The following is a 9,911-nucleotide window of genomic DNA, read 5'->3' as shown; positions in this document are numbered from 1 at the left end:
ACCCCCGGGATAGCTGCCGACGCTGCCATTAATTGTGGCTACCACGCCAGCATGGGGAGCTGTAATAGTGGTAAGGTTTAAATTGTGCTGCGCCGTGGCCAGTTGGGCCTGGGCGGTCTTCAGTTGGCTCTGAGCATTGTCCACTTGCGCCTGAGCCGAAGCGAGCTGCGCCTCTGCCTGGCTTTGAGCCTGGGCATATTGGTCTTCGGCCAGTTGCTTGCAATTTGGTGGAACTGATTGATTTAAGGCCGGATGGTCGCAGTTATAAAGAGCATTCTGTTCTTGATCGTAGGCTGTGGCCAGGCTGGCATTGACCTGGGCCTGCACTTTGCTGAGGTTGTTCTGAGCATCAGTCAGCGCCGTCTGAGCAGCATTTACCTGAGCCTGGGCCTGATTGACGGCATCCTGCAGCGAAGTGGAATCGAGCTTAGCGAGCACCTGACCAGAACGCACCTGCTGGCCCACACTGACATAGAGTGCGGTGATCTTACCACTCGTCGGAGCATTGACGTTATAGACGCTCCCCTGCAAGGTCCCAGTGGCATTGACCACCTGGGTAAAGGTCCCACGTGTAACGCGCTGATACTGATAGGTCACTCTCCCCTTTCTGAGAGCGACAACCGTGAGAGCGCTCCCCCCAATGAGCAGAAACAGCAAAATAAGGATGAGGAGGATCTGCCAGCGCCGTTGCCGCCACCAGGGGAGCGCAGGTGCTGGTTCATTGAACTCCTCAAAGAGCTGCGTCTCCTGATCATAGAAATCGGGAATAATCTGCTCTTTTCTCTCAGCATGCTCTTGCTCAGCCATATGGCCATCAGCTCCTTAGCAAAAAATCATATGTATTACAGTCAATTCCATCCATGCACAAAACAACCCTCTTTTTCTAAGATACATGAGCAGTGACACCGTTCACCGCTGGGAGGGAGCAAGCGGCGGAGTCAAGAGCGCTAGCCCGCTATTCCTTTCCAGAGTACCATAGAGCTAACAGTTTGGGAAAATCCCCATATGCGAGTACGATAAAGGTAGAGCAGGGTTACACAGAGGATGGCCCAGTACTAGTCTCGTTAGCGTCTGCTCTGCCAGATAGTCCATGTTGGGCCCCTGGCTGAACCAGTCGGTTCGTTGATGGAGGCTGAAGCTGTCTGCCACTCATAAGGAAGCAACAGAGAGCAAGAGCGATGGTAATCTATGGCTTTGACTGGCGGCGCTACCGCGATCAGGTGATGCCCGCTTTTGCACGCTGGCTGATGGCCAATGAGGCAGCGGCGGTTGAAGCGCTTTACACAGCCACACGTTTGGCGCATGAGGAGGCCTTTCTGCCCGCTGCCATGCAAGCCGCCCGTACCTGGCCCCGGGCCTTGGCCTTCGTCGTTGCTTTACCTCGCGGCCCTCATAGCCTTTATGAATATCGCTTGCTCTGTTCCGCTGAGGAATTCACGGCCCTGAGCGATCGCTACCTCTATCGCTATGTACCCCATCTACATCGTCCCTCAGAGGCGCTGGCGACTGTCTGGGGCGCCATCGTCGAGCATTACTGTCTGAGCGGTGAGCTGCTGGCCAAGACGACGACAGACAGGGAGGCAGAACCTGCTCCCAGGAGGAGTGGCGTGGCCCTGATCAGCCAGGCCGCCGAGGAGAGCGCAGACAGCCCCTACCAGTTGAGCGAAACCTATTTTGAGCTTGCAGGAGCCGGCTCCGGTTTGAGCCCGGATCAGTCGTTGCCCGCCGGCCTGTCTCTCGGGCAGCATCCCAATCTGCTACGGCTGCGTGGCTGGCTGGCTACTATTTCGCCAGCGGCCCTGGCGCTTTTCGAGTACCTGGCTTGCGGACGGCGTGCTCTGCCGTTCGAAGATAGTCTGACCACGCCTGGTCAGATGGATCTCTTGAGTCGTACCTCTTGCCATTATATTGGCTACCTGACACCAGCCGAGGTCAGGCGCCTGGCTGATTGCCTGCGGGCTGTTGCGGCTCCCGACCCCGAGGCCGCAGCCAGGGACTACGAGTGCTTTCGCCAGGGGCTAGCATCTTCAGCCCAGGAGCGGCGCTTGATCGATGAGGTACTTCCAACTCACGGCATGAGCTTGCTGACAGCAGTACGCCTGGCAGCAGAGCAGAACCTCGGCTTGATCTGCCGTCAGGGATAACGCTCCTCTGCGTCCTATCTTGCTTCTTCGCCCTTGAGATTTAGCTCAGATCGCGGCTCGAGAAGAATGCGATAAATGAGATCATCAGTTCATAAGCTCCTCCCTCTACGCTGACGACCTGCAGGTGATAGGATAATGTTAGCTAGATGCCAGGACAGCGCTATGTCAGCAAAGCCCAGCTTTCTGCGAGTGCTCTCTTGCGATGGAGGAAGTCCGATGAGCGTGAGCGAAGGAGCCTGCTTTGCCCATATCCTGGAGCGTCTCACACGTGATGTCCTTTTCCAGCTTGAAGACGTGCCAGAAGCTGATCTGAACCGGCAGCTAGAGCTGCCTGAGACGAACACCCTCTTCGCCCTGGCGACCCATCTCGTCGGGGCCGCAGAGTACTGGGTGCTGGCCCTAGTTGGGCAGCGCCAGATCAGCCGCGATCGTGCAGCCGAGTTCCAGGCCAGAGGTAGCTTTTCGGAATTACAAGAGCGCTATGATCGATGGTTGCAAGCGATGCATGAAGTTTTAGATGCGCTGGCGGATAACCGCCTGCAGGAGCCAGTGAGTCAGCCAACTAGCTACCGCTACGCCCCGCCAGACCGCCCCTTGATAGTGCGCGATGCTCTCTTGCATGCAGTCGAGCATTGTGCTCTTCATCTGGGGCACATTCAGCTGACACGCCAACTTTTAGGGCTGCCGGTGCGTACCTAGCGCGTACCGGCAGCTCCATTCTTGTGAGATGCGTCCTCAGATCGAGGAGCCGGAAGCAGCTTCCAGCAAAGCTACAGCTGAGCAAGCGATGCCCTCACCACGACCGGTAAAGCCCAGGCCATCGGTGGTCGTCGCCTTCACGCTGACCTGCGTCAGCGGCAGCTCCAGCAGCTCCGCCAACCGCAAGCGCATAGCCTGGATATACGGGGCCAGGCGAGGGCGCTGCGCAATTACTGTCGCGTCGATGTTCACCACCCGCCAGCCATGTTGGCGTAATAGATCGCGTGCATAGGTCAAAAAAAGAGCGCTCGCTTGATCTTTCCAACGAGGGTCATGGGAAGGGAAATACATCCCTATATCGCCGAGGGCGGCGGCTCCCAGCAAGGCATCTACCAGGGCGTGGATTACCACATCGGCATCTGAATGGCCAGCCAGGCCCATTTCTGAGGGGACTGTCACCCCCGCCAGCACCAGTGGTCGCGCGGGGGCGAAAGCATGAGCATCGAAGCCACACCCGATTCGCAATGTCATCGTAGCCCAGTCTCCTGCTGCACCAGATACTCAGCCAGCAGGAAATCCTCCTGTGTCGTGATCTTCATATTTGTATATGAGCCGGGGAAGATAGCCACGCGGTAGCCCAGGCTTTCCACCAGCGCTGCATCGTCACTTACCTCTTCCTCACCGGCCTGAGCCGAGCGAGCATGGTGGGCCTCCCAGAGAAGAGAGAAAGCGAAGACCTGCGGCGTTTGCACCACCCATAGCCGAGCCCGCTCCGGCGTTTCACAGACATAGCGGCCTTCGACGACTTTCAGTGTGTCCTTGACCGGAACTGCGGCCACCGCCGCCTGATGCAAACGGGCCGCTTGCAAGCCGGCCTCAATTAGGGAAGAGGAGACAAAGGGACGCGCCCCATCATGGACCAGCACCCACTGCGTATCTGGCAGGTGACGAGCCAGAGCCTCCAGGCCTACGCGCACTGAATCCTGACGCCGCGGCCCACCGGCCACCACCGCGATCACCTTACGCCAGCCCTCTTCGGCCAGCAGCTCCCAGCTATCGGCCTCGCGCGTGGGATGCACCACCAGCACAATCGCCTGAATTAGCGGGCAGGCCTCAAAGACATCCACCGTGCGGGCCAGGGTCAAGCGTCCAGCCAGCGGTGTCCAGAGCTTATCACGACCAGCCATACGCCGGCTACTACCAGCGGCGACAATTACCACAGCGGCACGTTCCTGCATAGCAATAATCCACCAGCGCCTCCGCCTATAATGAGAGGCACCCTTGGCGTGGTGCCTACACGACATCTCCTATGACGTTTTCCAGCAGCCGAAGAGCACCCAGCTCCCCTTTTTTGCCTGGCCCAGCATCCCCCACCACCTGGCGCACCGACCCACCAGGCCAACTCTCCTCTTTTCTCTGGCAGACAGCCTATCGGCCACCCTTGACCAAAGATGTCTCCGGCGCTAACCCTGGCGCTGCTTACCAGTCGACTGGCCCTGATTGCTAGGGGACGTCGTATTGCCGCTGCCCTGTTTTGGATAGGCAAAGATCAGGCGACCCGCCACTGTCTGGATCACGCGCGTCACCGTCACATCGATCGTCATATTCATGTACTGGCGGCCTCCCTCCACGACGATCATTGTCCCATCATCGAGATAGCCCACTCCCTGGCCCAGCTCCTTACCATCCTGCATAATCTTAATCGAAATCTCTTCACCAGGCAGCAGCACCGGTTTCACCGCATTGGCCAACTCATTAATATTAAGAACCTTCACCCCTTGCAGCTCAGCGACACGGTTGAGGTTGAAATCGTTGGTGATAATCGGGCAATGGAGAGCGCGCGCCAGCTTGACCAGCTTACTATCAACCTCCTCCGAGCTTCCCTCCATCTCTGTATCCATAATCTCTACAGGGACTGTCGCATCTTTCTGCAAACGGTTCAACATCTCCAGCCCATGACGACCCCGATTGCGGCGCAGCGTATCAGCAGAATCGGCAATACGCTGCAGCTCATTGAGCACAAAGCGCGGTACCACCAACTTGCCAAAGATAAAGCCCGTCTGGCTAATATCAGCAATACGACCATCAATAATCGCGCTCGTATCCAGCAGAATCTGCGGTCCCGTCGTCGTTGCCAGGGCTTCAGCCTCCCTGGCACGCTCTCGTTCGCGCTCGCGCTCCTCCTCCCGCTCGCGGCGGCGCGTCAAAAAGAGCGACTGAAGCATATGCGCCAGCTCGCTTTTACGCAGCACGGCCACCATCGCCCCCAGATACCCACAGATGAGAGCCGCCACCACAGGCAAAATATGCCCCCAGTTCTCCGGCAAAGCCCCCAACGGGATGCCAAAGAGCACAGAGATCAGCAGGCCCACAATTAACCCAATGGTGCCAGCAATCAGATCGCTGACTGCCACCGTACGTAGCTGGTGGCTCACCCAGCGGTAGGGGACAATGGTCACATAGGGAGTAATCACAAATGCGATGATTGCGCAGGCAACAGCAATAGAAGCTGACCACTCAAGCTTTTCAGGCATGAGTGACGATAAAGGATGTTCAAAGAAGAAGATGAAGAAACTGACGCTGGCAGCCAGAAGCGCCCCAATGCAGCGAGCGATCGTATTAACAGACATCCCATCAGCCTCCAGAAGGGTGAGAGGTTCAACCACCGACGACGGGCCAGCGTGAGGTAAAGCATGCGGGCAGGAGCAGAATAGATGATAATGAGACAAACAAGAATGATGATTCCGGATAACAGGGCCTGGCCTGCTGTGCTGAACCGCCAGAAACGCGCCCGTCGAATCACAAAAATCGTCATGCCAGCAATAAAGTATACCGTTTTCCCGGGGTAGAATCAAGAGCGAGGATCGACCTCGGCGAGTGAGAGCCTAGATAAAGCACGAAACACTCACCTCCTTTATTGAAGCTCAGCAGATGCTCCAGTTACCGGACAAGAGCCATCCTTGCTGGTTAGTGTAGCGCGATTTCCAGGGCAACTGCAAGAGTACTGGCGGGAATCACCCGGCACTCCTCAGCCAATCCCGCCTCTTCCAACTCGCGGCGTAGCCGCTCTGCGCGTCCACTGGCGGGGACCAGGCAGCGCTTGAAGCCTAACTTTGCCGCCTCACGCACGCGCAGTCCCAGGCGATTGACGGCGCGCAGCTCGCCTGAAAGGCCGACCTCGCCAATCAGGGCCAGATCGGCAGGAATACGGCGATCCCGATAGCTAGAGGCGATGGCAGCCGCCACACCCAGATCAACCGCAGGCTCTTCCAGCGTGAAGCCTCCTACCACGTTAGTGTAGACATCGTGATTGCCCAGCGCCAGGCCGACCCGCTTTGTCAAGACCGCCAGCAGCATCAACAGGCGGTTATGCTCTAGTCCATTGGCAGTACAGCGCGCGATTCCGAAATTGCTGGGAGTCACCAGGGCCTGTACCTCCACCAGCAACGGACGCGTCCCCTCCATGCTCACCACCACCGCCGAGCCACTCGCGGCCCCAGGGCGCTCTGACAGAAAGAGTGCGGAGGGATTGGGGACCTCCTGCAGGCCATCGCCGTGCATCTCAAAGACTCCCACCTCATGAGTGGCGCCAAAACGATTCTTCACCCCACGCAACAGGCGATAGGTATGGTAGCGCTCCCCCTCCAGATAGAGCACACAATCTGCAATGTGTTCCAAGGCCTTCGGCCCTGCCACCGTGCCCTCTTTGGTCACATGACCAATAATGAACATCGGAATGTGGCTACTCTTTGCCACCTGCATCAGATGTAAAGTACATTCGCGCACCTGACTGATACTGCCCGGAGCTGAAGTCAGATGAGTTGCAAAGACTGTTTGGATCGAATCGACCACCACCAGGGCTGGCTTGAGACGGGCAATGGCCTCGCAGATTACTTCCAGTTCGACGGTCGCTAAGAGATAGAGACGCTCACCGCGGATCTCCAGCCGTTCGGCACGCATCTTGATCTGTTCACTAGACTCCTCACCCGAGACGTAGAGAACCGGCCCCACATGCTCAGCAATATAACCTGAGACCTGCAATAACAAGGTTGACTTGCCGATCCCTGGCTCACCACCGACCAGGGTCAGTGAGCCAGGCACCAGACCCCCGCCCAAAACGCGGTCCATTTCGGCATAGCCGACCGAAAGGCGTTCCTGCGAGAGCGCCTTCACCTGGGGAAGCGGTTGCGGCAGCAGCGCCGCAGGAGAGGCGCCAGCACTGGCAGCCGCTCCGGTCAGCAGGGCATAGCGGCGCTGAGGCGAGGATGCTGTCCCCCCAGACGAGGTCTCAGGCAGCGCTACCTCCTCCAGCGTGTTCCAGGCACCACAGTCAGGACAGCGCCCTAGCCACTTAGTCTGCTCTCCACCACACTGCTGACAGATAAAGCGAGTACGAGATTTGGGCATAGGTCGACAACCAGAAGCGTTCACTTCAAAGCAACCAAGACCGCACGGCAGACACAGATCGCCTCTCCGGCAGACTCCTCAATCGATAGGCCAAAGGAGCGCGCCTAGAGCAGACAGCCCTTCTGGCGGGCAGCAAGCAAGGAAACAAGCAAGCGTGGGCAAAAAAAGGGGAGAGCCTACGGCACAGCCCTGCGCGCCGTAGTGACTCTCCCCTAGACACATCAACCTGGCAAGGTTTCACTAGCGGGACTACCCTCACTGCTGCCAGCCGAGAGCGCCGCCTGCGGCGAAGCCGGTGCAGGCAACTGCTCCACGCGGCTGCGCACCTGCAGTTCGAGGGCATTGCCAACAACTACCGCCTCGACCACATCGCCGGCATGGAAGCGACCCTCCAGCAGACCTTCGGCCAGCGGATCTTCGACCAGGCGCTGGATCGTGCGCCGCAGCGGGCGGGCACCGTACTGCGGATCGAAGCCCTCCTTGATCAAGAAGTCCTTGGCAGGCTGCGGGACCACCAGCTCGATCTGCTGCTCGGTCAGCTGATTGCGCACGCGATTGAGCAACAGATCGACAATCTGATACATATCCTCGCGACGGAGCGAGTGGAAGACGATGACCTCATCGATACGGTTGAGGAACTCGGGCTTGAAGGTGTTCTTCAGCTCACCGAGCACCTTATTCTTCATCTCTTCGTACTCGCTCTTATAGGCCTGCTCCTTATCCTTCGTCAGCTTGAAGCCGATCGATGCCTCGCGGTTTAGCAAGGTGGCACCCACATTCGAGGTCATGATAATGATCGTATTGCGGAAATCCACCGTGCGGCCCTTCGCATCGGTCAGCTTACCATCCTCCAAGATCTGGAGGAGCATATTGAAGACATCGGGATGGGCCTTCTCGATCTCATCGAGCAAGATCACGCTATAGGACTTACGGCGCACAGCCTCGGTCAGCTGGCCACCCTCCTCGTAGCCAACATAGCCCGGCGGAGCGCCGACCAGGCGGGCGGCGGCGTGACGCTCCATGAACTCTGACATGTCAATTTTGATGAGAGCATCCTCGCTACCGAACATGAACTCGGCGAGGGCACGAGCCAGCTCAGTCTTACCGACGCCGGTTGGGCCGAGGAAGATGAAGGAGCCGATGGGGCGCTTTGGATCTTTCAGCCCGGCGCGAGCGCGGCGGACGGCACGCGCGATCTTCTCAATGGCCTCATCCTGAGCGATGACGCGCTTATGGAGAGCCTCCTCCATATGGAGCAAACGCTGAGACTCCTCCTGGGCAATACGCATCACCGGGATGCCAGTCCACATGGAGACAATCTGAGCGACCTCCTCCTCACCGACCACAGGGCGATCGCTGCCGCGCTCCTTCTGCCAGCCAGCCTCTAGTTTGGCGATCCGCTCACGTAGCTTCACCTCGCGGTCACGCAGCTCGGCAGCCAGCTCGTAATCCTGCTGTTGGATCGCGGCTTCCTTCTCGCGGAGCACCGCCTCCAGGCCTTTCTTGGCCTCCTTCAGGTTGAGCGGAGCCAGTGAATGCTGCATGCGCACGCGGCTGGCAGCCTCATCGATCAAGTCAATGGCCTTATCCGGCATGAAGCGATCGGTGATATAGCGGCTGGCCATCTCGGTAGCCGCCTTGAGCGCCTCATCCGTGATCGTCAAGCGGTGATGGGCCTCATAGCGCTCGCGGATACCCTTGAGGATCTCGATCGTCTCCTCGATGGTCGGCTCGCGCACGATGACCTCCTGGAAGCGGCGCTGGAGAGCGGCATCGCGCTCGATATACTTGCGGTACTCATCGAGCGTCGTTGCGCCGATACACTGGATCTCGCCACGAGCCAGAGCCGGCTTCAGAATATTGGCCGCATCGACTGCGCCCTCCGCGGCGCCGGCCCCCACCAGCGTATGGACCTCATCGATGAAGATGATGCAGTCGCGGCTGTTGCGGATCTCCTCGATGATCTTTTTCAGGCGCTCTTCGAACTCGCCACGGTACTTGGTGCCTGCCACCAGGGAGCCGACATCCAGCGTGAGCAGACGTTTGCCCGCGATGGTCTCGGGGACCTCGCCGGCGACGATGCGCTGCGCCAGGCCCTCAACGATGGCTGACTTACCGACACCAGGTTCACCGATGAGCGCGGGATTATTCTTCGTGCGACGTGAGAGGATCTGAATGACCCGCTCGATCTCCTGATGGCGTCCAATAATCGGATCAAGCTTACCAGCACGGGCATCAGCCGTCAGATCCACGCCCATCGCATCGATGGTCGGTGTCTTCGAGTGCTTGGCGTCGCGCTCATGAGGCGAGCCGGACTGGCTGAGCACCTGGATTGTCTGTGTGCGCACCTTTTCCAGGTTAACGCCCAGGCTCTCCAGGACACCGGCGGCGATTCCCTCACCCTCGCGCACCAGGCCAAGCAGAAGGTGCTCGGTGCCGATGTAGTGGTGGTTCAGACGGCGCGCCTCGTCCACCGCCAGCTCGATGACCTTCTTGGCCCGGGGGGTCAGGCCAATCTCCCCAAGCACGATGCGGTCACCACGCCCAATGATGAACTCGACAGCGCTGCGCACCTTGTTCAGCTCGACACCCAGATTCGCCAGAACCTTGGCGGCCACACCTTCGCCCTCGCGTACGAGGCCCAAAAGGAGGTGCTCTGTC

The 9,911-nt window shown here is 58.8% G+C and carries 8 protein-coding genes; 2 read left to right on the top strand and 6 right to left on the bottom strand.

Going from position 1 to position 9,911, the window contains the following annotated elements; all coding sequences use genetic code 11:
• The coding region (locus IRZ24_RS11790) for a biotin/lipoyl-binding protein (protein ID WP_297164336.1) at positions 1-807 on the bottom strand (807 nt) is incomplete at its 3' end.
• Between the two features lie 371 nt (positions 808-1,178).
• Here IRZ24_RS11790 and IRZ24_RS11785 point away from each other — a divergent pair.
• Together IRZ24_RS11785 and IRZ24_RS11780 are read left to right on the top strand one after the other, a co-directional pair.
• Complete coding sequence (locus IRZ24_RS11785; RefSeq protein ID WP_297164333.1) at positions 1,179-2,144, top strand: hypothetical protein; 966 nt, start codon at positions 1,179-1,181, stop codon at positions 2,142-2,144.
• 216 nt (positions 2,145-2,360) lie between these two features.
• Positions 2,361-2,843 carry a DinB family protein gene (locus tag IRZ24_RS11780; RefSeq protein WP_297164330.1) on the top strand — a complete coding sequence of 161 codons (483 nt, stop codon included), beginning with the start codon at positions 2,361-2,363 and terminating at the stop codon, positions 2,841-2,843.
• 36 nt (positions 2,844-2,879) lie between these two features.
• On the opposite strand, the gene ispF is transcribed toward IRZ24_RS11780, so the two are convergent.
• From ispF to IRZ24_RS11755, 5 genes are all read right to left on the bottom strand, one after another.
• Positions 2,880-3,374 (bottom strand): 2-C-methyl-D-erythritol 2,4-cyclodiphosphate synthase, encoded by a 495-nt coding sequence (gene ispF / locus IRZ24_RS11775; RefSeq protein WP_297164327.1) that lies wholly within the window; start codon positions 3,372-3,374, stop codon positions 2,880-2,882.
• Positions 3,371-4,081 (bottom strand): 2-C-methyl-D-erythritol 4-phosphate cytidylyltransferase, encoded by a 711-nt coding sequence (gene ispD / locus IRZ24_RS11770; RefSeq protein ID WP_297164324.1) that lies wholly within the window; start codon positions 4,079-4,081, stop codon positions 3,371-3,373. Before ispD ends, ispF begins: the two co-directional genes overlap by 4 nt.
• Before the next feature lie 225 nt (positions 4,082-4,306).
• Positions 4,307-5,473, bottom strand: a complete 1,167-nt coding sequence (locus IRZ24_RS11765; protein WP_297164321.1) for a PIN domain-containing protein — start codon at positions 5,471-5,473, stop codon at positions 4,307-4,309.
• A 337-nt stretch (positions 5,474-5,810) separates the two neighbouring features.
• Positions 5,811-7,250, bottom strand: coding sequence for a DNA repair protein RadA (radA, locus tag IRZ24_RS11760; RefSeq protein WP_297164318.1), 1,440 nt, complete (start codon positions 7,248-7,250; stop codon positions 5,811-5,813).
• Between the two features lie 221 nt (positions 7,251-7,471).
• A partial coding sequence (locus IRZ24_RS11755; protein ID WP_297164315.1) for an ATP-dependent Clp protease ATP-binding subunit occupies positions 7,472-9,911 on the bottom strand: 2,440 nt, incomplete at its 5' end.

Origin of the sequence: Thermogemmatispora sp. (assembly GCF_019683755.1) — a bacterium.
Lineage (GTDB): Bacteria > Chloroflexota > Ktedonobacteria > Ktedonobacterales > Ktedonobacteraceae > Thermogemmatispora.
The sequence above is the reverse complement of the archived record's forward strand: the minus strand, read 5'-3'. Positions and strand labels throughout refer to the sequence as shown.

Bases quoted from the DNA above. Each gene is read 5' to 3' on its own strand.
- ispF (WP_297164327.1), bottom strand. From the start codon at position 3,374: ATGACATTGCGAATCGGGTGTGGCTTCGATGCTCATGCTTTCGCCCCC.
- ispD (WP_297164324.1), bottom strand. From the start codon at position 4,081: ATGCAGGAACGTGCCGCTGTGGTAATTGTCGCCGCTGGTAGTAGCCGG.
- radA (WP_297164318.1), bottom strand. From the start codon at position 7,250: ATGCCCAAATCTCGTACTCGCTTTATCTGTCAGCAGTGTGGTGGAGAG.
- IRZ24_RS11780 (WP_297164330.1), top strand. From the start codon at position 2,361: ATGAGCGTGAGCGAAGGAGCCTGCTTTGCCCATATCCTGGAGCGTCTC.
- IRZ24_RS11765 (WP_297164321.1), bottom strand. From the start codon at position 5,473: ATGTCTGTTAATACGATCGCTCGCTGCATTGGGGCGCTTCTGGCTGCC.
- IRZ24_RS11785 (WP_297164333.1), top strand. From the start codon at position 1,179: ATGGTAATCTATGGCTTTGACTGGCGGCGCTACCGCGATCAGGTGATG.